At 64.6% G+C, this 23,258-nt stretch carries 13 protein-coding genes and 2 pseudogenes; 5 read left to right on the forward strand and 10 right to left on the reverse strand.

The features are described from left to right. Positions 1–8: 8 nt before the first annotated feature. Positions 9–3,254, forward strand: a complete 3,246-nt coding sequence (locus HV744_RS13145; protein ID WP_175149931.1) for an adenylate/guanylate cyclase domain-containing protein — start codon at positions 9–11, stop codon at positions 3,252–3,254. 259 nt (positions 3,255–3,513) lie between these two features. On the opposite strand, the gene HV744_RS13150 is transcribed toward HV744_RS13145, so the two are convergent. The 4 genes and pseudogenes from HV744_RS13150 to HV744_RS13165 form a co-directional block, all read right to left on the reverse strand. Continuing rightward, entirely contained in the window at positions 3,514–4,746 is a 1,233-nt protein-coding gene (locus HV744_RS13150; protein ID WP_175149932.1) for an ABC transporter substrate-binding protein, read from the reverse strand. A 445-nt stretch (positions 4,747–5,191) separates the two neighbouring features. Continuing rightward, positions 5,192–5,710: an SLATT domain-containing protein gene (locus tag HV744_RS13155; protein ID WP_175149958.1), complete on the reverse strand. Its 519-nt coding sequence runs from the start codon at positions 5,708–5,710 to the stop codon at positions 5,192–5,194. A gap of 81 nt (positions 5,711–5,791) precedes the next feature. Further along, positions 5,792–6,013, reverse strand: a pseudogene (locus HV744_RS13160) (acyl-CoA dehydrogenase family protein); the annotation flags it as partial. A gap of 130 nt (positions 6,014–6,143) precedes the next feature. Beyond that, on the reverse strand, positions 6,144–7,187 hold the full coding sequence (locus HV744_RS13165) for a rod shape-determining protein (RefSeq protein ID WP_175149933.1): 1,044 nt from the start codon (positions 7,185–7,187) through the stop codon (positions 6,144–6,146). Positions 7,188–7,454: 267 nt separating this feature from the next. On the opposite strand from HV744_RS13165, the gene HV744_RS13170 reads away from it, so the two are divergent. Continuing rightward, a complete protein-coding gene (locus HV744_RS13170; protein WP_175149934.1) occupies positions 7,455–8,132 on the forward strand; it encodes a heavy metal response regulator transcription factor in 678 nt (225 codons plus the stop codon). Continuing rightward, the gene (locus HV744_RS13175) at positions 8,132–9,604 is read left to right on the forward strand and encodes a heavy metal sensor histidine kinase (protein WP_175149935.1); all 1,473 of its coding nucleotides are present in this window, start codon (positions 8,132–8,134) and stop codon (positions 9,602–9,604) included. The genes HV744_RS13170 and HV744_RS13175 overlap by 1 nt, the downstream gene beginning before the upstream one ends. A gap of 39 nt (positions 9,605–9,643) precedes the next feature. On the opposite strand, the gene HV744_RS13180 is transcribed toward HV744_RS13175, so the two are convergent. Genes HV744_RS13180 through HV744_RS13190 form a run of 3 tightly spaced genes read right to left on the reverse strand, consistent with a single transcriptional unit; the run spans position 9,644 to position 15,744 of the window. Continuing rightward, positions 9,644–11,122, reverse strand: coding sequence for an efflux transporter outer membrane subunit (locus HV744_RS13180; protein ID WP_175149936.1), 1,479 nt, complete (start codon positions 11,120–11,122; stop codon positions 9,644–9,646). 25 nt (positions 11,123–11,147) lie between these two features. Next, entirely contained in the window at positions 11,148–12,473 is a 1,326-nt protein-coding gene (locus HV744_RS13185; protein ID WP_175149937.1) for an efflux RND transporter periplasmic adaptor subunit, read from the reverse strand. Between the two features lie 19 nt (positions 12,474–12,492). Beyond that, the gene (locus HV744_RS13190; RefSeq protein ID WP_175149938.1) at positions 12,493–15,744 is read right to left on the reverse strand and encodes an efflux RND transporter permease subunit; all 3,252 of its coding nucleotides are present in this window, start codon (positions 15,742–15,744) and stop codon (positions 12,493–12,495) included. A 343-nt stretch (positions 15,745–16,087) separates the two neighbouring features. Here HV744_RS13190 and HV744_RS13195 point away from each other — a divergent pair, with 343 nt between their 5' ends. Continuing rightward, on the forward strand, positions 16,088–16,375 hold the full coding sequence (locus tag HV744_RS13195) for a DUF4148 domain-containing protein (RefSeq protein ID WP_175149939.1): 288 nt from the start codon (positions 16,088–16,090) through the stop codon (positions 16,373–16,375). A gap of 301 nt (positions 16,376–16,676) precedes the next feature. On the opposite strand, the pseudogene HV744_RS13200 reads toward HV744_RS13195, so the two are convergent. Then, positions 16,677–17,024 (reverse strand): annotated as a pseudogene (locus HV744_RS13200) (IclR family transcriptional regulator); the annotation flags it as partial. 103 nt (positions 17,025–17,127) lie between these two features. On the opposite strand from HV744_RS13200, the gene HV744_RS13205 reads away from it, so the two are divergent. Beyond that, a complete protein-coding gene (locus HV744_RS13205; protein ID WP_175149940.1) occupies positions 17,128–18,552 on the forward strand; it encodes a trypsin-like peptidase domain-containing protein in 1,425 nt (474 codons plus the stop codon). A gap of 58 nt (positions 18,553–18,610) precedes the next feature. Here the strand turns inward: HV744_RS13205 and HV744_RS13210 are convergent, their stop codons facing one another. Further along, positions 18,611–20,059 (reverse strand): efflux transporter outer membrane subunit, encoded by a 1,449-nt coding sequence (locus HV744_RS13210; protein WP_175149941.1) that lies wholly within the window; start codon positions 20,057–20,059, stop codon positions 18,611–18,613. Next, positions 20,052–23,249, reverse strand: a complete 3,198-nt coding sequence (locus HV744_RS13215; protein WP_175149942.1) for a multidrug efflux RND transporter permease subunit — start codon at positions 23,247–23,249, stop codon at positions 20,052–20,054. The genes HV744_RS13210 and HV744_RS13215 overlap by 8 nt, the downstream gene beginning before the upstream one ends. Positions 23,250–23,258: the final 9 nt, after the last annotated feature.

The following is a 23,258-nucleotide window of genomic DNA, read 5'->3' on the forward strand; positions in this document are numbered from 1 at the left end:
GATAAGCGGTGGGAAGCATTGCAGAGTGGTTGGCATCACTCGGCCTGTCCGAGTATGCCCAGCTCTTTGCCGACAATGGTATCGATCGCTCGGTCCTTCGCGATCTCACGGACCAGGATCTCAAGGATCTTGGCGTCTTGCTTGGGCATCGCCGCAAAATGCTGCGCGCGATCGCCCAACTTGGCGACAGCGCCGTTGCGATATCTCCAATCTCGGCCACGCCCGTGCCACGTGATGACGCGGACCGACGCCAGCTCACCGTCATGTTTTGCGATCTCGTCGGCTCGACTGCGCTCTCGAAGCGGCTCGATCCGGAAGACATGCGGAAGATCCTCGCCGTCTATTACCGGGGTTGCGCGGATGTCATTACCAAGGCCGGTGGCTTCATTGCGCAGTACCTGGGTGATGGTGTGCTGGCCTATTTTGGTTATCCTCAGGCGCATGAGGATGATGCCGAGCGGGCTGTACGTGCCGGGCTGACGCTGGTGCGAGCCATCGGCAAACTCGATTCCGGGACCGACGAAAGTCTGCGAGTGCGGATCGGGATTGCTACCGGCGTAGTGATAGTCGGTGATCTGACGGGTGAGGGCGAAGCCCAGGAGCGTGGCGTCGTCGGTGAGACGCCCAATCTCGCTGCCCGGCTGCAGACATTGGCCGAGGCCGGAACGGTGGTGATTTCTACGAGCACGCAGCGGCTTACGGCCGGGCTGTTTGACTACCGCGACATGGGCCTGGCGACAGTGAAGGGTTTTGACGAAGCAGTGCTGGTTTGGCAAGTGCTCGGCCCCAGCGGGGTCGAAAGCCGCTTCGAGGCGCTGCACGCGGCCACGTTGACGCCACTTGTCGGGCGCGACGAAGAAATCGAACTGTTGCTCAGCCGATGGCAGCGGGCGAAGAACGGAAAGGGGCAGGTTGTGCTGCTGTCGGGCGAGCCGGGTATCGGCAAATCGCGGCTGAGCACCGCCCTTGAAGAGCGGCTTCAATCCGAGCCGCACGCCCGCTTGCGGTATTTCTGCTCGCGCCGCCATCAAGACAGCGCCTTCTATCCGTTCATTTCCCAGCTCGAACGTGCGGCCGGTTTGCGGCGCGACGATACTACTGAACAACGCCTCGACAAACTTGAGGCGTTGCTCGCGTTCGCCGCCGACAATCTGGGCGAAGCTGCTCCGCTGATGGCGGCGTTGCTATCGATCTCGACAGAAAATCGATACCCGGCACTCAACCTCACGCCGCAGCAGTACAAGGAGAAGACGCTTGGCGTGATGCTCGCGCAGATCGAGGGTCTGGCAATGCGCCAGCCGCTGCTGATATTGTTCGAAGATGTGCATTGGGTCGACCCCAGCTCGCTTGAGGCGCTGGACCAGCTTGTCGATCGTATTGCAACGTTGCCTGTCCTGCTGATCGTCACTTTCCGGCCCGAGTTCACATCTCCGTGGATCGGCCGCCCAGAGGTGACGCTCCTTACTCTCAATCGTCTGCACCCTCGGCAACGCGCCGAGATGATCGAGCGGATAACCTTTGGCAAGACACTGCCGAAAGAGGTTACTGACCGGATCATCGAGCATACGGATGGAATACCGCTATTTGTCGAAGAACTGACCAGGACAGTGCTGGAGAGCGGCGTACTGCGCGAGCAGAACGGGCGCTACGTCGTCGATGGTCCGCTGCCGCCACTGGCGATCCCGATGACGCTGCACGCTTCACTGATGGCGCGCCTCGATCGTCTGGCACCGGCGCGGGATGTAGCACAAATCGCCGCTGCAATCGGCCGGCGATTTTCTTATGAGCTGATCAGCGCGGTCGCGTCGATGCCCAAAGAGCGCCTGGACGACGCATTGGATCATCTCGTCAGTGCCGAGCTGGTTTTCCGGCACGGGGCACCACCGGATGCGGAATACACCTTCAAGCACGCCCTGGTGCAAGATGCCGCGTACAGCTCCCTGCTGCGGGACAGGCGACAGCAACTGCATGCCCGCATCGCAACGGAGCTCGAGAATCATTTTTCTGACGTCGCGGAGCAACAACCGGAAATCCTGGCCGAGCACTGCGCCCAAGCCGGATTGACGGAGAAGGCGGCCCGGCTGTGGCGGCGTGCCGGTCACAATACTTCAAACCGCGCCGCTCATCGCGAGGCGTCGGTCTTGCTTGAGAAAGCCCTCACAGCCTATGCGGCCGTGCCGTCCTCAGCAGAGATACTTGGTGAAGTCATCGACATCCGATGGGAACTTAACCACTCGCTTTATCCGCTCGGAGAATTGGCACGGGACCGGGCGAATCTGGAGAGTGCGAAACATCTTGCCGAAGGACTTGGCGACGAGGTACGCCTATCGCGCATTCTGTCAAGGTTGGCTTTTACGCTCGGTTCGTTAGGCGATTTGGTCGGCGCCGTTGAGGCAGGCGAACGCGCCCTGGCGTTGGCGGAGCGGCGAAGCGACCCCGATGCGAAGGCTTGGGCCGCCATGATGCTGGCAAGGTCACGGTATGGCCGCGGAGACTATGAACGCGCGATGGGGCATGCTCGACAGGCGCTAGAACTTCTCCATGAAGACCACGGCATCGGACCCCATGAGGCTTACGTAAAATTCACGCGCGTCAACGGTCGTATCTGGCAGGTGCTGTGCCTTGCCGAACTCGGCCGATTCGACGAGGCTGCCGACATAGGACAGGAGGCGACCGACATGGCACGAGCGATGAATGAGCCAGAGGAACTGATCTTTGCTGGCCACGGTATCGGGCGGATGCACCTTATTCAAGGCAATCCCGACGTTGCTGTTGAGGCACTTGAGCCAGCACTGGCCTTGTGCAGGAGCGCTGAGTTTCCAATCTACGTTCCCCGGATAACCTCCTGTCTTGGGGCGGCGTATGCCTCACTGGGCCGGACCGACGAGGCACTGGTTCTTCTGGAAGAGGCAGTTCGCCAAGCGGCGGCGAGTAATTTAACGTTCGGACATTCGCTAGTGCTCTCAATTTTCGGTCGAGTGTGCCAGCTCGCTGGTCGACAAGATGAAGCCCTCATTCATACACATGACGCCATTGATCTTGCTCGAGCCTCCGGCGAACGAGGTAACGAAGCCTGGGCCTGGTGCCTGTTGGGCGATCTTGTGTCGGATCGCAACGCTACCGCACCTCGGATTGAGGAGGCTCACAATCACTATCGCACGGCGTTGACGATCGCCCAGGAGCTTGGAATGCGTCCATTGCAAGCAAAATGCCTGGATGGACTTTCCCGGCTGCAAAAAGATGGTCGGAAATGAAGCATTGGCCGAGCAACATGCAGCAGACGCGACCTCGCTTTGCCGGGAAATGGACACAAAAACCCCATAGCCTTGTAGAACCTCATTTCACCTTGCACCGTTCGCCGCGAACCGTTCCGTCGAAAGGATTGAAGATCAGAACGGCGGATCATGCGGATGTTTCTGGTCGGAGGGATCCATGTGATCCCAAGGCTGCGCGCCAGAGGTGAACACGACCATCGCTGACCGATAACATCAAATCCCGATTATCACAGTCGCCTTACTTACCTAGCGACTGGTTTGCCTTTTCGGCTGCCGCGTTCAGTGCCGCGGCGGGTTGAGCCTTTCCTAGGTAGACGGATTGCATCGCATCCGACACGGCCTTCCCGGTGTCTTCCCACCCAGTGACAGTCGGTGCGAAGCGCGCGTTCGGCAACAATGCCATGAACACCCTGGTGTCTGGGCTATTGAGCGCCGGATCGCTGGCTTCGGTCTTCGTCGTGGGCAGGAAGCCTTCCGTCTTCGAGAATTCGACGCGCGGGCCCTTCGTGAAGAGGAAGTCGAGAAACTTCCAGGCGATCTTCTTGACCCTGGAGTTCTTGAACATCATGATTGAATCGGTCACCGCATAGCTGGCCTGCGTCGTTCCGGTCGGAATGGGATCGATACCGTATTTCAGCTTCGGCGCCTCCTTCGCGATCTGCTTCGACAGGAAAGGCAAGGAGATAACCATCGCCACACGCCCCTGCTTGAACAGGTTCTGTACGCCTTCACGGTTATACCCTGTGACCCCTGGTTCGGTCAGACCTTCGTCGATCATCGTTTTGTACAGCGTTGCCGCCTTCACACCAGCCTGCGAATTGAAAGCAGCCTTGCCGTCCTTGCCGATCACATCTCCGCCGTAACTCCAGAGTCCATAATAGAAATAGACATCTGTCTCGATCTCTTTGCCTTGAAGACCAAAGCCAGCGATTCCCATCGCTTTCAGCTTCTTCGACGCATCGATTACGTCGTTCCAGGTCTTCGGACCATTCGGATAACCAGCTTTCGCAAGCAGGTCCTTGTTGTAGTACAGCGCGCGCGTTGAAGCAGCGATCGGCAAGCCATACACCTTGCCTTTGATCTTACCCGGCGCCAGCATCTGGCCAATGAAGCGGTCCTTGAAGCTCGCGTCCATGTAGCCATCAAGGGGCTCGGCGACGTCGTCTTTAACGAAGTCCAGCAACCAGCGGGTACCGACAAGCGCCAGGTCCGAGTTCGCGCCACCCATGATGTCCGTCTGGAGCTTCTGTTGCAGCGTGTCCCAGTTTACTTCTTCGATCTTGATCGTCGTACCAGGGTTAGCTTTCTCGAACTCCTGAGCCATCTTGTTGAAGTATGGGCCAGTCGCGTCACTGTAGTGCGAGACGGTGATCCGGACCGTGTCGGCGTGTGACGTTACTGCCATACCTGCAAACGCAAGCGCTACGGCAATCTTGCCCAAAGCGACAGACACACGTACTTGCAATGACATCCTCGATCTCCTACGGGTCCTTCGGAAGCCGCCATTCGCCTCTCGCGAGCAGGAACGGCCGAAGAGGGTCGGCAAGACTCATTCGATTTTCCCGGAACCGGCTGCTCAAAATCGACCTGCTGTAGCGTTCGGCGAGTGACCGGAACGGCCGACGAGCTCGCAGTGGCAATCTTCGCGTCAATGACAGTTCCGCCTCCGGAAGCTGCCATCCGAATGATGAGCCGCCGTAGGACCGCAGTGGGTCGGGGACGGTCGCCGTTAGCCTCGATTCGGACAAACCGCGACCCCTTCGTGTAGCGTTCATATGCAACAAAGCCGACTCAACGCCGGCTTTGTTGTCAAGCATATGATCGCACGTTGTTGGTAAAGCATATCTCTGCACCTCCTGCAAAAATAAGCCTCCTGTTTCACACCGCGTGTGCGATGAATTTTCACGGCCGATCGCTCAGGCATCGCGGCTACGCGGCGTGTCCGTCGACAGCATGCGTTGCGTGCGGTAAAAGATGCGCGGCGGCACGTTCGGCGAATCCTGGGCGAGCCGGTCGAGTTCGTCGCGAATCGCGGTGAGGTAGTGGCCGTCGCGCGCGTCGGCGTCGCCGGCAAAGACGGCTTCGAGTTTGCGACGCACGGCGCCATAGCGCGCGCCGGCCGCGCGGTGCTTCTCCGCACGCTCTGCATAGCGCAGAAAGAGTTGCAACGCGGCCGAGACCACGGCCGCGACGCTCACGAGCCCGACGAAGACCCGCTGTTCCACCGAGACCGCCGTCAAAATCAACGACGCAAACACCGCCGTGCCCACGAAGGCGGTCAATGCGGTCACCAGCCAGCCGAGCTGGCGGTCGCGCGCCGACAGCAGGTCGGCCATGTCGTAGTGGCTCATCTGGGATTCGCGCGCGCGGCGGATCCACTTCAGCAGAAGCTGGTTTTCGTCGACCGGAGGCTCGTAGGCAGGCAATGTCGTCATGTCGCTTGTCAGGGCGGTTCGGTTGCGCAAGCGTTGCGCGTGCGCCTGGCGATACTGTGCCATACGATTCAAGCCGCTGGCGCCTTCGAGACGCGCGACGCAGACTTCGTCGATCGCACGGGCGAGCGCCGCGCTGATGCTCTGCGTCGAGTGAGCAAGGCTCGCGAGGCGGCCGACCACGCGCTGCACGAGCGGATTGTCGTGCGGACTCGACTCGCCTGGGATACCGAAGGTTCGGGTTTTGGCCTGCGTGAACCTCACCGCGTCGCGCAGCGCCGCACGGCTGAGACCCGCGAGGTTCGCGCAATCGGAGAACGGTACGGGAGGAGGCGCAGCGCTAGCAACGAAGTATTTTGTTGATTCTTGGCAGTGGCGGTGCAATGGCATCTCGATGCTCGCCGCGCGGCCAGACTACTGGTTATTCCAAGCCCGCTCACTCGTACGAGAAAAACCCGCCGAACTTCTCGATCCGTTCGAGCGCCATGCCCGAGCCACGCACCACGCAAGTCAACGGCGCTTCGGCGACGAATACCGGCAGCCCGGTTTCTTCCGCGAGCAGCCGGTCGAGATCGCGCAGCAACGCCCCGCCGCCCGCCAGCATGATGCCGCGCTCGGCGATGTCGGCGCCGAGTTCCGGCGGCGTCTGTTCCAGCGCGATCTTCACCGACGAGACGATCTGGTTCAGCGGATCGGTCAGCGCTTCGAGAATCTCGTTGCTGGACACCGTGAAGCTGCGCGGAATCCCTTCGGACATGTTGCGGCCCTTGACTTCCATCTCCTTGACTTCGGAGCCCGGAAACGCCGAACCGATTTCCTTCTTGATCGCTTCGGCGGTTTGCTCGCCGATCAGCATGCCGTAGTTGCGGCGAATGTAATTGACGATCGCGTCGTCGAACTTGTCGCCGCCCACCCGCACCGACCCTTTGTAGACGATGCCGCCGAGCGAGATCACGCCCACTTCCGTGGTGCCGCCGCCGACGTCGACCACCATCGAGCCGGTCGCCTCCGATACCGGCAAGCCCGCGCCGGTCGCGGCGGCCATCGGCTCCTCGATCAGGTACACCTGCGACGCGCCCGCGCTATGCGCGGCTTCCTTGATCGCGCGCCGCTCGACCTGGGTCGAGCCGCACGGCACGCAGATGATGATGCGCGGCGACGGCGCGAACATCCGCGACTCGTGCGCCATCTGGATGAAGCGCTTGATCATCTGCTGGGTGATGTTGAAATCGGCGATCACGCCGTCTTTCATCGGGCGGATCGCCTCGATATTGCCCGGCACCTTGCCGAGCATCTGTTTTGCTTCCTTGCCGACGGCCAGAATGATCTTCTTGCCGTTCGGGCCACCTTCCTGACGAATCGAAACCACCGAGGGTTCGTCCAGCACGATGCCCTTGCCACGCATGTAGATCAGCGTGTTCGACGTGCCGAGGTCGATCGCCAGGTCGTTGGAAAAATAGCCACGCAGAAAGCCGAACATGCAAGTTCCTGTCTCTCGGAGTCGGGCGCGCGAGCGCCGCTTGGGAGCGCCGCCCGATGGCGGCAGGCGACCGGTTGACGGTCGCAAGAGAGGGAAGAATAACAGTTTCGGGTGCAGCGGCGATTTTGGCGGTTGCGCTGGCGGCGGGCCGCGTTGCCCGATTGCCCGATTGCTCCGTCGCCATGCGTACGCACATTACCGGATCGTAATCATCGGCCCTTGCGCTTGACGGTATGATTTCGTTGTCAACGCAAAGCGGAGCACCCGATGCGAATCCTGGTGATCGAGGACGAGCTGAAAACAGCGGCCTATCTGAAGAAAGGTCTTGAAGAATCCGGCTACGCGGTCGACGTGGCGAACGACGGCCCGCAAGGGCTGCTGCTCGCGCAGGAAGAAGAGTACGACGTGATCGTGCTCGACGTGATGCTGCCCGGCATGGACGGCTGGACCGTCGTCAAGACCTTGCGCAGCACGCGCACCACACCCGTGCTGTTCCTCACCGCGCGCGACGACGTCGACGACCGCGTGCGCGGCCTCGAACTCGGCGCCGACGACTACCTGGTCAAGCCGTTTGCGTTCGTCGAAATGCTGGCGCGCGTGCGCACGCTCGCGCGCCGTGGGCCGCCGCGCGAAAGCGAGCTGATCAAGGTGGGCGACCTCGAAATGGACGTGAATCGCCGGCGCGTCAAACGGGGCGGCACGCGCATCGATCTCACGCCGCGCGAGTTCTCGCTGCTGCAACTGCTCGCGCGCCGTCAGGGCGAAGTGCTGAGCCGCACGCAGATCGCGTCGTATGTGTGGGATATGAATTTCGACAGCGACACCAACGTCGTCGAAGTCGCGATCCGCCGGCTGCGCACCAAGATCGACGACAACTTTCCCGTCAAACTGATTCACACCGTGCGCGGCGTCGGCTATGTGCTCGAACTGAAGGACACCGCCTGATGCGCGGCCGTTCGCTCGCCGCGACGCTCGCGCTGGCATTCGGTGTCACCACGCTGGCGGTGTTCGTGCTGGTCGGCAGTTTTTTGTACCTCGCGCTCGAGAAGCAGATCAACGCGCAGGACAATCTCGACATCGTGCTCGCCGCGCGTCACGCGCGGCGGCTCGCGCAGGAGCTGCAGTCGGCGCAGGGGATTCGCGAGCATGGCGAACGACTGACGAGCATCGTGCTGGGCAACGAAGCGATGTCGATGGAAGTGTTCGGCCCCGACGGCACCCGGGCGCTCGAACACAACATCGAGGAGGCCCTCGCGGCGCCGGATGTGGCGAGCAGCGCAACCAGCGGCGCGGCGAGCCTCACCGCGTTGCCGCCGCTCACACGCGTGGCCGCCACCGCGCGCATTACCGAAGCCGACATCGGCGACTGGCGCGGCCGCGACGGCGCGCCGATTCGCGGCATCCTTACCGACGCGCGGCTGCGCAACGGCGACACGGCGAGCGTGCTGGTGGCGCGCAACATGAGCGACCACTGGCTGCTGCTGGACCGCTACCGCGACAAGCTCCACATGGCGGGCGTGGCCGGCGTGCTGCTGGCGATGCTGCTGGGCTATCTGCTGATTCGCGCCGCGCTGCGGCCGCTGCGCGATATCACCGCGAGCGCGAGCCTCGTCACGGTCAATCGCCTCAATACGCGGATCACGGTCGCGCGCGTGCCGAGTGAACTGGAGGCGCTGGTGGCGTCACTCAATGCCATGCTCGAACGTGTCGAGCAGGGCTTTCAACGTCTGTCGCGTTTCACCGCCGATCTCGCGCACGACATGCGCACGCCGCTCGGCAACATGCGCGGCGCCGCCGAAGTCGCGCTGGCCCGCCCGCGTTCGGTCGACGAATACGAGTCGCTGCTCGCGTCGAATCTGGAAGAGTGCGACCGTCTGTCGAGGATGATCGAAAACGTGCTGTTTCTCGCGCGCGCCGAACATCCTCAGTTCGTCAAGCACATGCGCGAGTTCGACGCCGCGCGGGAATTGACCCACATCGCCGACTACTTCGAAGGCCTTGCCGACGACGCGAACGTGCGCGTGCGTGTGAGCGGCGCGGCCAGGCTGACGGGCGATCTCGAACTGTTCCGCCGCGCCGTCAGCAATCTGCTCGCCAATGCGATCCGCTATACGCCGCCGGGCGGCGAGATCGGGCTGAACGCGAACGCCTCGGCCGACGCGGTGCAAATCACCGTGTCGAACGAGGGCCAGCCGATTGCCGCCGAACATCTCGAACGGATCTTCGATCGCTTCTACCGGGTCGATCCGTCGCGCAGTTCGTTGCCGTCGTCGGGGCTATCGCAAGGGGCCACCGGTTCGACGGGGCTCGGCCTCGCCATCGTGCGCACGATCATGGAGCTGCATGGCGGCTCCGTGCATGCCGAAAGCGATGCGCGCAGCACGCGCTTCGTGCTGACGTTCAGACGGCGCGGATGAGCGCTCGCCGGTAGCCGCAAGCGTGCCTCCATCGGCACACTAGGCAGGCGCTCCAGCCGCCGTCGCCGTCGCCGCCGTGTCCGCCGGCCGGTCACCCCACGTGCCGCCCAACGCCTTCAGCAACAACACGCTCGACTCCAGCTGACGCGCGGCGATCTGATCGGCGATGCGCTGGTTCGTCAACGCGATCGTCTGCGCGGTCACCACGTCGAGATAGCTGACCGCGCCCGCGTTGAAGCGGTTCGTCGTGAGCCGCAACGACAGATCGGCGGCCGTTGTCGCGCGTTGCTGGCTGTCGGCCTCGTCCGCAAGCGAATGCAACGCCGACAGATTGTCTTCGACCTGCTGGAACGCCACCAGCACCGTTTGCCGGTAGTCGGCGACCGTGCCGTCGTACTGGGCCGTGGCGCCATGCAGTGTGGCGGTGCGCCGGCCGCCATCGAACAGCGTGCCGGCGAGTTGTGACCCGAGCGACCAGAAGAGACTCGGCGCCGTCAACCACGGCGCAAAGAACGTGCTTTCGAGGCCCGCGCTCGCCGACAGCACGAGATCAGGGAAGAACGCCGCGTGCGCCACGCCGATCTGCGCATTGGCCGACGCCACGCGCCGTTCGGCAGCGGCGATATCGGGGCGCCGCTCCAGCAATTGCGACGGCAGGCCGATCGGAATCGCCGGCGGCGTCGCGTTCGAGCCGTTCGGCGGCAGCGTGAAGGTCGACGCCGGTTCGCCGACCAGCGTGGCGATCGCGTGCTGCATCTGCGCGCGCGTCACGTCGATGTCGGTGTCCTGCGTGCGCGTCGCTTCGAGTTGCGTGGTGGCCTGCGCGACCGCGGAAGCGTCGATCGCGCCATTGGCCAGTTGCTGCTGCAACAGCTTCAGCGCGGCGGCGTATGCGGTCACGCTGTCGTCGAGCAGCTTCTTCTGCGTGTCGAGCGAGCGCAGCGCGAAATAGTCGGCGGCCAGATCGGCGCTCATTGACAGGCGCACGCCTTCGAGGTCCGCCTCGCTCGCCTGGGCGTCGGCTTGCGCACCGGTCACGCTGTCGCGCACCCGGCCGAACAGGTCCGGCTCCCAGCTCGCCGACACGCCCGCGGCATAGTCGGGTATCGTCTTGCCGGCGAGCGCTCTAAATTCGACGTTCTGCGAGGTCCGCGTACGGTCCTGCGTGACGCCAGCGGTGATGGTCGGGAAAAAGCCGGCGCGCTGATAGTCGACCAGCGACCGCGCTTGCTGAACCTGTGCGACGGCCTTGCGCACGGTCTGATTCGAGACGTCGATGCGTGCTTCGAGCTGGTTCAGCACCGGATCGTCGAACACGGTCCACCACGGGCCGCGCGGCGCCGCATCGGCCGGCGCGGCCTGCGCCCAGCCGGGCGCCGCGCCCGCGTATTGCGCCGGGACCTCGGCGCTCGGCCGCTGATAAGGCGGCAAGGTCGAGCACCCGCCAGCCAGCGCGCTGATCAGCGTGGCGACAAGCGAGCGGCGCAGCAGCGGCCTTGAAGGAGACATGGAAAACATCCGCAAATCCTTTCGATGACAGGGCTCAGCCATGCGCGGCCGGTGCGATCTGAACGATCTGGCCGGTGCTCAGCGAATCGCCGGGGTTGTTGATCACGCGGTCGGTGGCCACGAGGCCCGTCGTGATCTCCACGTGCGTGCCGAAATCGCGGCCGACCTGCACGGTCTTCAGCACCGCGCGGCCCTCGCCGTCGACCACGGCGACCGTTACGCCGTCCGGCCGGAACAGCAGCGCGCTGACCGGGAGATCGAGCGCAGGCGAACTCGCCTGCACCTGCAGATGCACCTGTGCGTACGCGCCGGGCATCAGCGCGCCGTCCTTGTTGTCGACGTCCACCTCGACGCGCAGCGTGCGGCTCGTCGGATTGATCGAGCCGGTGCTGCGCGCCACCTTCGCGGCGATGTGGCGGCCCGGATACTGCGGTGCGCTCAAATACACGCCGGTGGCGGGCGTGACGTACGGCGCATCGCTTTGCGGCACGTCGACGAATACGCGCAGCACGCCGGTCTGCTGGATGTGGAACAGCTCGCCCGACATCCCCGCGGTGCCCGGCGTGCCGCCCGCCGTCACCAGCGCGCCGACGTCGACATTGCGCGCGGTGATCACGCCGTCGAACGGCGCGGTGATCTTTTCGTACGACACCAGCTCGGCGAGATGCGCGACGTTGGCCTGCGCCGACGCGAGCATCGCGCGGCGCGCTTCCATGTCGCCGACCTTGGTGTCGGCGTCCTGCTGCGCGACCGACTGGGTTTTCAGCATCGCCTGCCAGCGCTCGGCGGTGGTCTTCGCGAGGTCGAAGTTGGCCTGCGCGGTGGCTTCGTCGGCGCGGGCCTGGCGCAGTTGCGCGTCCAGTTCCGGCGCTTCGATCGTCGCGAGCGTCTGGCCGCTCGTGACCCGGGCGCCGATGTCGGTGTTCCAGTGCGCCAGATAGCCGCTCGTGCGCGCGTAGATCGACGCTTCCGCGAACGGCGTGACCGCGGCGGGCAGCAACAGTTCGTGGACGGCCGGCGCGGCACGCGGCGTGACGACCGCCACGCTGAGCATGTTCTGCGCCTGCGTCTGTCGCGTGAGCGCGGCGCTCGCATGGAGCCGCGGCACGATGCCGGCGAGCAGCAGGGCCGCGGCGAGTCCGGTCAGCGCAAGCGGCCAGAGGCGGCGGCGCGGTTTGGCGGTGGTGGTGCCAGCGGTTGTGTTGGTATCGCCGTCGGGAGCGGCGTGTTTGCTTGCCTTGTCGCGCGACGGTTCGGCGTGCGCAGCGGCATCAGCGGTGCCGGCTTGCGCGCGTTCGTCGCCGTCCGCGGCCTGGTCGGTCCGCTTGGCAAGCCCGGGCGGAAGAGATGAATCGGTCATGAGCGAGGTCTCGTCGAAGTCAATGGGTGCGGGCGGCAATGCCGGCTTCCTGGGTTTGGGTGTGCGCCGCGCGCCGTTTGTCGCGCCACGCGTGCACCATCCCGTAGACGACCGGAACGAGCAGCAAGGTCGACACCGTGCCGAGCGCAAGGCCGCCGATCACCGCGCGTCCGAGCGGCGCGTTCTGCTCGCCGCCGTCGCCGAGGCCGAGCGCCATCGGCAGCATGCCGATCAGCATCGCGAGCGCGGTCATCAGCACCGGGCGGAAGCGGCTGAAGCCGGCATCGAGCGCGGCTTGCAGCGGCGGCTGGCCGCCGTGGTGGAATTCACGCGCGGTGTTGATGACGAGAATGCTGTTGGCCGTCGCGATGCCGATGCACAGAATAGTGCCGGTCAGGGCCGGCACGCTCACGCGGGTGCCGGTGCTGAACAGCATCCACGCGATGCCCGCGAGCGACCCCGGCAAGCCGCTGACGATGATCAGCGGGTCGAGCCACGACTGGAAGTTCACGACCATCAGCAGGTAGACCAGCGCGATCGCGAACACGAGACCGCTCGCGAGGCCGCTGAACGAGTCGTGCATTGCCTGCACCTGGCCGCGCACGACGATCGACGCGCCCGGCGGCAACTGCGGCCTGATCTGGTCGACGAGCCGGGTCACGTCGGCCGCGACGCCGCCGAGATCGCGCCCTTGCGTCGACGCGAAAATGTCGAGCACCGGCTGCACGTTGTAGTGCGAGACCACCGCTTGCTGGGTGCCGCGCGTCAGCGTGCTCAACGCGCCGAGCAGGTTTTGCGGCGCGGGCGCTCCGGAGTCGGCGGCTGTCGTAGCAGTCTTCGTTGCCGAGCTGGCCGCCGACGCGCCGCTCTGCGCGACCGGAATGTTGGCAAGCGCCTGCAGCGAATTGATATCGTACTGAGGCATCATCGCCATCAGCGGATAGCTGACGCCGTTGTGGGGATCGAGCCAGAAATTCGGCGTGGTCTGCGAACTGCCGGACAGCGCGATCAGCAGGTTCTGCGACACGTCGCGTTGCAGCAGGCCGGCCTGGATCGCCCGCGTGCGGTCGACGTTGACGTTGATCGCGGGCGCGTCGCCGGGCTGCTGGATGCGCGCGTCGACCAGCCCGCGCACGCCGCGCAGTTGCGCGAGCAGCTTGTTCGCGACGACGCGGTTCGCGTCGAGCTTGTTGCCGACGATCTGGATATCGATCGGCGCAGGCAAGCCGAAGTTGAGAATCTGGCTGACGATGTCGGCGGGCAGGAACGCGAACGTGACGCCGGGGAAGTCCTTCGCGAGCGTCGTGCGCAGCGTCGCCACGTACTGCGCGGTGGATTGGTGCTTTGCCGCGAGCGAGATCATCACGTCGGCGTCTTCCGGGCCGATCGGATCGGATGAATCGTAGGTCAGGTTGATGCCGCTGACCGGCACGCCGATGTTGTCCAGCAGCGCCGCCAGTTCCTGCTTCGGAATCACCTGACGCACGCGCGCTTCGACTTCGTCGGTCAGACTCGCGGTGTCCTCGATCCGCGTGCCGGTCGGCGCACGCAGATGCAGACGGATCTCGCCGGTATCGACCGCGGGGAAGAAGTCGCGCCCGGCAAACGGCAGCAGCGCGAGCGAGCCGAGGCACAGCACGAGGAAGATCGCGATGAAGCGCCGCGGGCTCGCCAGCGCCGTGCCGAGCACGCCGCGATAGCGTGCGCGCAGCGTCTCGAAGCGCTGTTCGAAGCCGGCCTGGAAGCGCACCAGCCACGCAACCGGTCCGTTGCCGCTGACCGGCGTTCTGCTGCGCGCGCGCATCAGATACATCGCGAGGGTCGGCACCAGCGTGCGCGAGAAGAAGTACGACGCGATCATCGCGAACACGACCGCTTCGGCGAGCGGCACGAACAGATAGCGCGCGACGCCGGACAGCAGGAACATCGGCACGAACACGATGCAGATCGACAGCGTCGACACGAAGGTCGGCACCGCGATCTCGCCGGAGCCGTTCAGGATCGCGTCGTAGAGCGGCTCGCCGTTCTCCAGATGATGCGTGATGTTTTCGATCGCGACGGTGGCGTCGTCGACGAGAATCCCCACCGCGAGCGCGAGGCCGCCGAGCGTCATGATGTTGATGGTCTGGCCGAGCGCGGACAGCGCGATCAGCGAGGTCAGCACCGCGAGCGGAATCGATACCGCGATGATCAGCGTGGCGCGCCAGCTGCCGAGAAACAGCAGGATCATCAGTGCGGTCAGCGCGGCGGCGATCAGCGCTTCGCGCGCGACGCCGACCACCGCCGACTTCACGAACACCGACTGATCCGCCAGCGCGGTAATGTGCAATGCGCTCGGCAGGCCGGCCGCGATATGCGGCAGCATCGCCTTGACCTGCTGGATGATCGTCAGCGTCGACGTGCTGCCGGATTTTTCGATGGTCAGCAGCGCGGCGCGCTTGCCGTCGCTGCGCACGATGTTGGTCTGCGGTGCATAGCCGTCGCGCACATGGGCGACGTCGCGCACGTACACCACGCCGCCGGCCACCGTTTTGACCGGCAGATCGTTGAGCGCGGCGACGGTGTCGGTGCTGCCGTTCATCTGCACGTTGTATTCCTTCGTGCCGATCTTCGCGGTGCCGCCGGGCAGGATCAGGTTCTGCGCGTTGACTGCGTTGACCACGTCGAGCGGCGCAAGCCCTTTGGCCTGCAACGCGCGCGGGTCGATGTCGACCATGATCTGGCGCACCTTGCCGCCGAACGGCAGCGGCACCGACGCGCCTTGCACAGTCGCCAGTTGCGTGCGGATCGCGCTGTTGCCGAGGTCGTACAGTTGCTGCTCGGACAAGGTGTCGCTGGAGAGCCCGAGTTGCAGGATCGGCACCGTCGACGCGTTGTAAGTGATGATGTTCGGCGGCAGCGTGCCCGGCGGCAGCACACGCAGGATCGACGCGGAGTTCGACGCCGCCTCGGCGATCGCGCGATTGATGTCCGCGCCCTGATGGAAAAAGATCTTCACCACCGAAACGCCGTTCAGCGATTGCGACTCGATATGCTCGATATCGTCGACATCCGAGGTCAAGGCGCGCTCGTAGTTCGACGTGATGCGATTGGCCATGTCCTGCGCGGAAAAACCGTTATACGTCCAGACGATGCTGACCACGGGGATGTCGATATTCGGGAAGATATCGGTCGGCGTACGCAGTATCGTGAGCGGGCCGACGATAAAGGTCAGCACGGCGAGGACCACGAAGGTATAGGGCCGGCGCAGCGCGAGCCTGACGATCCACATGACGGGTTCCTGAAAAGAAGCGAAGGACGGCGCGCGTCGTGCCGATGCATCCGGTGGCGCTCGAGGGCGCGCGAGGACGCGTGACGCGGGCTTCGTGAGTCAGGAGTGTGGAGGAGCGGCGCTTACGGGCTGCGGTCGGCTAGATTACGGTTCGGTTATCTGGCGGTTTCATGGCAGCAGCGCTGCGGGAGAAGAGGGGCCATGCGTGGCGACGCCTGGGAAATCAGTTGATGCCTGGATAACCAAACGGTAATCCGCGGGTCAGTGCTCCGACAGCTCGAATGACAAGAATGGGAAGCGTGGTTCAGGCCACTCACTTCTTGCTGATACCCGGAGAGACATCATGAAACTGCTTGCCGCTATTGCCGTTGCCGCCCTCAGCCTGCCGTTCGGCGCGAATGCCTTTGCTCAGACCACGTCGTCAGGATTGACGCGGGCCGATGTGATGGCACAGTTGCAGCAGGCCCAGGCCGAAGGGCTGGTGCCCACGCGGAACGACGACTATCCGCCGTCGGCGGCCACGATTGCCCGAAACCGTGAGATCTACGCGATCCAGCACGGTACGGATCGCTCCGGCGCGATGAGTGCGGCGGCGACGCCCGCCGCGCAAGCGGAGTCGGCTTCGAATTGAGTTCAGGCCGGATCGCTGGAGAGGCCGGCGGCCCGATCCAACGCCGCAGCGAACAGGCTGGTGCCCGCCGGCGACAGATTGAAGGGAGACCTAATTTATATAGCTAGGAGCGCGCCGGCTTGCGAGCGCGGCACGCTCTCGATCCGCGGCGTCGGGTTTCGCGGAGCGCTCACGAAGATGGCCGATCGCGCGAGCCGCGCAGGTGAACACGGGCCATTCCAATTGATGGATCAGCCACAGCGTATCGACGACCGGCGTGCCGCGTTCCACCGCGTGCGCGTTCTATATCAAGTGTTAACGCCCGGAAGTCCATGCGCACCGCGTGCGGACTTTCGAGCTTTTCGATGTACACCATCTCGCCCTGGCTCGGCACGGCCAGGTGGATCGTCTCCGACGTGGTGTTGCGCAATTCCATCAGCGCATCGACCGCCGCGAGGCGTAAGTCTGAACGCTCCCAACTGCGGCTCGCCAGATTGACGAGGCGCGGGCCGAGACCGAACGTGTTGCCCGTCCCCGTACCGACGATCAGCCCTTCGGCCTGCAACGCGGCAACGATGCGGTGGACAGTGGGGCGCGGATAGCCGCTCGCCGCGCTCAGCTTCGCGACGTTGGGCGGCGTCTCCGCATCGGCGACCAGTTGCAGTACGGCTGCCCGCACGACCTCGTGATCGCTCATCATCTTTAAGCCTCCTTTAAGTGGAGGCCACTACATTACGCATCCTTCACGTAACCCACCGCTACACCTCCAAACTATGACCACCAGGAAATATTGGCGCGGCAGCGCTGCCGCTTGCGTTGTGCTCGCGATCGCCGGTACCTATGCGATCAGCCATCGCAACGCCGACGCATCCGTCAGCGAGGCTCATGGCGAGGTCGCCGCCACGAACGCTCTGTCAGGTATCACCGGCACGCGCTCGTCAGCGCCGGACTTCTCCAGCATCGTTTCGCGCTATGGCGCGGCGGTCGTGCATATCGGCGCCAAACAGGCCGCTTCCCGCGACGAAAACGGTGAAGGCGGGCGTGGCGGAGAAGCGCTCGGCTCGGGTTTCATCATCAGCCAGGACGGCTACGTGCTGACCAACAACCACGTCGTCGAAGGCGCCGACCGGGTTACCGTGAAGCTGACGGACGGTCGCGAATTCCACGCCCGGGTGGTCGGCACGGACAAAACGTCCGACGTCGCGGTGCTGAAGATCGAAGCGTCGAATCTGCCGACCGTGAAGATCGGCGACCCCGCCAACAGCAAGGTCGGCGAGTGGGTGGTGGCGATCGGCTCGCCGTATGGCTTCGACAACACGGTGACGTCCGGGATCATCAGCGCGAAGGCGCGTCAAATGTCCGACGACAGCCCGATCCCGTTCATTCAAACCGACGTGCCGGTCAATCCGGGCAACTCGGGCGGCCCGCTGTTCAATCTGAACGGTGAAGTCATCGGCATCAACTCGATGATCTATTCGCGCACGGGCGGCTTCCAGGGTCTGTCGTTCGCGATTCCGATCGACGCGGCGATGCATGTGAAAGACCAGCTCGTGCAAACCGGCCATGTGAGCCGCGGCCGCATCGGCGTGGGCGTGCAGCCGGTCAGCGCGGAACAGGCGAAGTCGCTCGGTCTTGATTCGACGCGTGGCGCACTGGTCGGCTCGGTCGATCCGAGCGGCCCCGCCCAGGCGGCCGGCTTGCGTCAGGGCGATGTGATCGTCGGCGTGAACGGCGCGCGGATCGCCAACACGACGGAGCTGATGGCGCAGGTATCGCAACTCACCCCGGGCTCCACGGCGACCGTCAACGTCTGGCGTAACGGCGGTGAACGCAAGCTGTCGGTTACGGTCGGTGCGCAGTCGCCCCAGGTTGCGTCCGCGTCGCCGCGCATGCAGCGCGAGCCGCAGCAACAGCAGCAGCCGGATCAGGCGCGTCCGCGCCTCGGCGTTGCAGTCCGGCCGCTGACGGCGGACGAGCAGCAGGAAGCCTCGTTGCCTGGCGGCGTGGTCGTGCAACAGGCCACCGGCCCGGCCGCCGCTGCGGGGATTCAGGCCGGCGACATCATCGTGGCGGTGGACGGCAAGGTGATTCGCGGTCCCCAACAGCTCAAGCAGATCATCTCGCAGGCGGACGACAGCGTTTCCGTCACCGTGGTGCGTGACGGTGAAGAAGCGTCGGTGACCGTGACGCTCGGCTGACCTGCCGGCGGCACATCGACGAACGGCACTGCGCGCAGGGTGGCTGCGCCAGTGCCTTTTAGTTGGGCTGGTGGCTCGCGTCCGTTTGCGGCGCGTCGGGTCCGCCACCCAGCGCGACGTAAAGCGACACACCGTTCTGCAGCGCGGTGGCGCGAAGCTGAATCAGCTGCTGCTCGGCGGCGAAGAGGTTGCGCCGCGCATCCACCACCTCGAGATAGATCGAAATCCCATTCTCATAGCGAAGCTCGGCCGTTTCAGCGAGCTGCCGCTGCGCCTCGACCGCCTGCTCCTGCGCGGCAATCTGTTCTTTATAGCGTTGCCGTCCGATCAACGCATCGGACACCTCACGAAAAGCCGTCTGCACGGTGCGCTGATAATCGGCGACCAGTTCGTCGCGCCGCGCGCGCGCCTGCGCGAGTTGAGCCTGACGCTGACCCGCATCGAAAATCGGCATGGCGAGCAACGCACCCATCGACCACGCCTGGCTGCCAGGCACGAACAGGTCGTTCAATTCCGCCGACACATAACCGAAACTGCCCGTCAGCGCGATGCGCGGGAAGAAGTCCGCGCGCGCCGCGCCGATATCCGCATCCGCCGCGCGAAGCTGCTGCTCGGCCTGCAGGATGTCAGGGCGATTGACGAGCAACGCGGACGGCAGCCCCGGATCCAGATCGCCGAACTGTTTGGCGTCGGCAATCGGCGGCGCCTGTGGCACCGCATCCTTAAGCGGACCGCCGACCAGCACCTCTAGCTGATTACGCTGCTGCGCGGTCGTCCTTTGCAGCTCCGCCAGTTGGGTCTGCGCCTGTGTCACGAGAATCGCGGCCTGTTCGTAATCGACCGTCGACGTCACGCCGGCGTCCAGCCGCAGCTGCGCGACTTCCAGTGCATAGCGGCGGCTCGCCAGGGTCCGCTCGGCAAGCTCGATGCCTTCCTCGCCCGAGAGGATCGCGTAATAGTTCGCCGCGACATTGCCGATCAGCGACAAGCGGAATGCGTGCTGCGCCTCGACGCTGGCCAGATATCTGAGGCGCGAGGCTTCGCTCAGGTTGCGCACGCGACCCCAGAAGTCCAGTTCGAACGACGTCACCGCCGCCTGAACGTTGTACTGATTGAATTTGATCGTCGTGTCGGTGTCGGCGAACTCCGGATCGATCGAGCCGAGCGGGGCCTTGGTGCGCGTCGCGCCAGCGTTCACGTTCACTTGCGGAAAGCGCGCCGCGTTCTGGATGCGATAGAACGCGCGCGCCTGTTCGATGCGCGCGACCGATGCCGCGAGATCGCGGTTGTGTTCGAGGGCCGTGGCGATCAGCAGCTTCAATTGCGGATCGGCGAAAAACGTTTCCCAGTCGACCTCGCCCGCGAGGCGCGTGCCTGCCTCGCTGGACGTCGCCGACGTGTCGAAGCGTTCGGCAATCGGCAACTCGGGCTGGCGATACGTCGGCGCGAAATTGCACGCGGCCAGCGCGCAACAGCAGACGAGCGGCATCAGCAGGCGCTTACGCATCTTGCTTGCCTCCGCCGGGTGCGTCGTTGCCGGGCGCCGACATCGACAGGTCGTCCAGATCGCTTTTGCGCTTCTTGCGGCTCAGCCATCGGCGCGCAGCCACATAGAACAGCGGCGTGAAAAACACCCCGAACAGCGTCGCCGTCAGCATGCTGCCCATCACGCCGGTGCCGACCGCGCGCCGGCTCGCCGCGCCGGCGCCGGTCGCGAGCACGAGCGGCATCATGCCGAGCACGAAGGTGACGCTGGTCATCAGGATCGGGCGCAAGCGTTGCTGCGCACCGTTTTTCGCGGCGGCGACGGCGTCGCTGCCTTCGGACTCTTCCTTGATCGCGAATTCGACGATCAGGATCGCGTTCTTCGCGGCGAGCCCGATGATGGTCACGAGCCCGATGTTGAAGTAGACGTCCGCCGACAGGCCGCGCAGCATCGTCAGAACGACGGCGCCGATCACGCCGAACGGGATGATCAGCAGCACCGCCGCCGGAATCGCCCAGCTTTCGTACAGCGCGGCCAGCAGCAGGAACACGACCACCAGCGACAGTCCGAGCAGCAGGCCGATCTGGCCGCCGGCCTGTTTCTCTTCGAAGGCCGTGCCGGTCCATTCGTACCTGAGGTTGCCGGTCAACACGCGCGCAGCGATGCGTTCCATCTCGGCAAGCGCCGCGCCGCTCGAGCGGCCCGCGGCAGCCTGACCCGACACGGTCGCCGACGGAAAGCCGTTGTAGCGTTCGAGCTGCTGCGGACCGGAAATCCAGCGAACACGGCTGAACGCCGAAAACGGCACCATCTCGTTCCTGTTGTTGCGAAGTCTCAGCGCACTCACGTCTTCCGCTCGCATCCGATGCTCGGCGTCCGCCTGCAGGAACACCCGTAGCACATTGCCTTCAAACACGAAGTCGTTCACATAGTTCGCGCCGAACGACAGCGCCAGCGCCTGATTGACCTGGCCGATCTGCAGGCCCAGCGCACGCGCCTTCACGCGGTCGATCTCCACGTACAGTTGCGGCGCCTCGGGCATGCCTTCGGAGCGCACGCCGGCGAGCACAGGGCTCTGCGACGCCTCGATCATGATTCGCCGCGCGGCCTGTTGCAGCGCGTCGCCGCCCACGCCGCTGCGATCCTGGATCTTCATCGTGAAGCCCGTCGCGTTCCCCAACGACGGAATAGCCGGTGGATCAAGCGCGAAGATCGTCGCTTCGGGAATCTGCCGGAACGCGCGATTGGCGCGGCGCACCAGCGTGCTCGCGGAGTTCTCGTCGCCGGGGCGCTCGCCCCACGGTTTCAGATCGACGAAGGACAGCGCTGCCGATTGTCCCTGGCCGAAGAAGCTGAAGCCGGTGACCGACGTAACGTTTCGAACTTGCGGCTGCTGACGCAGAAATGCTTCGACCTGAGCGATCGCCCGCTGGGTGCGTTGCTCGGTGGAGCCCGGCGCACCGGTATAGGTGATGAAGAGATGCCCCTGGTCTTCGGTCGGCAGAAAGCCGCCAGGCAGGCGCACGAAAAGATAAGCGGTGATCGCGCAGGCGACCACGAACACCAGCAGCCAGCGCAATGGCGAGCGCAGCATCGCGTCGACGCCGCGAATATACCGGTCGGTGCCCGTGCCGAGTCCGCGGTTGAAGCCGTCGAACACGCGCTGCAACAGCTTGCCGGCCGCGCCTTTCGGCGCAACTCCGGCATAGGTTTCGTTGCGCAGCAGCGCGGCGCACAACGCCGCGCCGAGCGTGAGCGCAAGCAGCGTGGAGAGCGTGATCGACACCGCCAGCGTGACCGAGAATTGCCGGTAGATGCCGCCGGTCGAGCCGGGGAAGAACGCCATCGGAATGAACACCGCGACCAGCACGAGAGTACTCGCGATCACCGCGCCGGAAATCTGGCCTACGGCCTTCACAGTCGCGCGTGGCGCGCTGAGACCCTCTTCGCGCATGATGCGCGCGACGTTCTCGACGACGACGATCGCATCGTCGTTGAGGATACCGATCGCCACCACCATCCCGAACAGCGACAGGATGTTGATCGACAGGCCGAACAGGTACAGTCCCGCGCAGGTGCCGATCAGCGCGACTGGCACGACCAGCGTCGGAATGAGGGTGGCCCGCCAGTTCTGCAGAAACAGGAACACCACCACGGTGACGAGCAGCAGCGCCTCGATCATCGTGCGCAACACGCCATTGACCGACGTGGTGATGAACGGCGTGGTATCGAACGGCACAGCCCAGCTCACGCCGCGCGGGAAGGTCGGCTGTAATTCGGCCATGCGCTTGCGCACGTTGTTGGCGACCCCGAGTGCATTCGCGCCGCTCGCGAGCTGGATCGCGATGCCGGCCGATTCCTTGCCGTTGACGGTGAGGCGGTTGCCATAGCTGTCGTTGCCGAGCTCGACCCGGGCGACGTCGCCGAGCCGCACGGTCGAGCCGTCCGGATTGGCATGGACGATGATTTCGCGAAACTGCTCCGGCGTCGAGAAGCGGCTTTGCGTGACGATCTGCGCGGTGAACTCGGAGCCGCCAGCGTTGGGCTGGTCGCCGAGTCCGCCGCCGGCCGTCTGACTGTTCTGCTCCTGCACGGCCGAGAAAACCTCGCTCGCCGACAGGCCGAAGCCCGCCAGCCTGGTCGGGTCCAGCCAGATCCGCATCGCGTACGACGAGCCGAACAGCTGCACGTCGCCGACCCCTTCGATGCGGCGCAACTCGTTGACGATATTGTTGGACGCGAAGTTGCCCATCGCCGTCGCGTTGGTGGTGCCGTCGGTGGCCTGCAGCGCGAGCAGCATCAAAAAGCCCGACGACGCCTTGGTCACGCTGATGCCGCGCTGCCGGACCTCGAGCGGCAGGCGCGGCTCGACCCGGCTCAGGCGGTCCTGCACCTGCGTGCGCGCAATGTCGAGATTGGTGCCCGGCTTGAGCACCACCGTGATCTGCGCGGTGCCGTTGGAGCGGCTGACCGACGACATGTAGAGAAAATTCTCGATGCCGTTCATCTCGTCTTCGATGATCGAGGTCACGGTCCGGTCGAGCGTGCGCGCGTCGGCGCCGCTGAAGATGGCTGAAATGCTCAGCGAGGGCGGCGCGACGTCGGGATACTGTTCGACCGGCAGAAGCGCCACCGCCAACGCGCCGAACAGCACCGCAAAGAGTGCGATGACCCAGGCGAATACCGGGCGGGAGACGAAGAAACGATTCATCGGGCGCCC

The sequence above is a fragment of the Paraburkholderia ultramafica genome (genome assembly GCF_902859915.1).
Taxonomy (GTDB): domain Bacteria; phylum Pseudomonadota; class Gammaproteobacteria; order Burkholderiales; family Burkholderiaceae; genus Paraburkholderia; species Paraburkholderia ultramafica.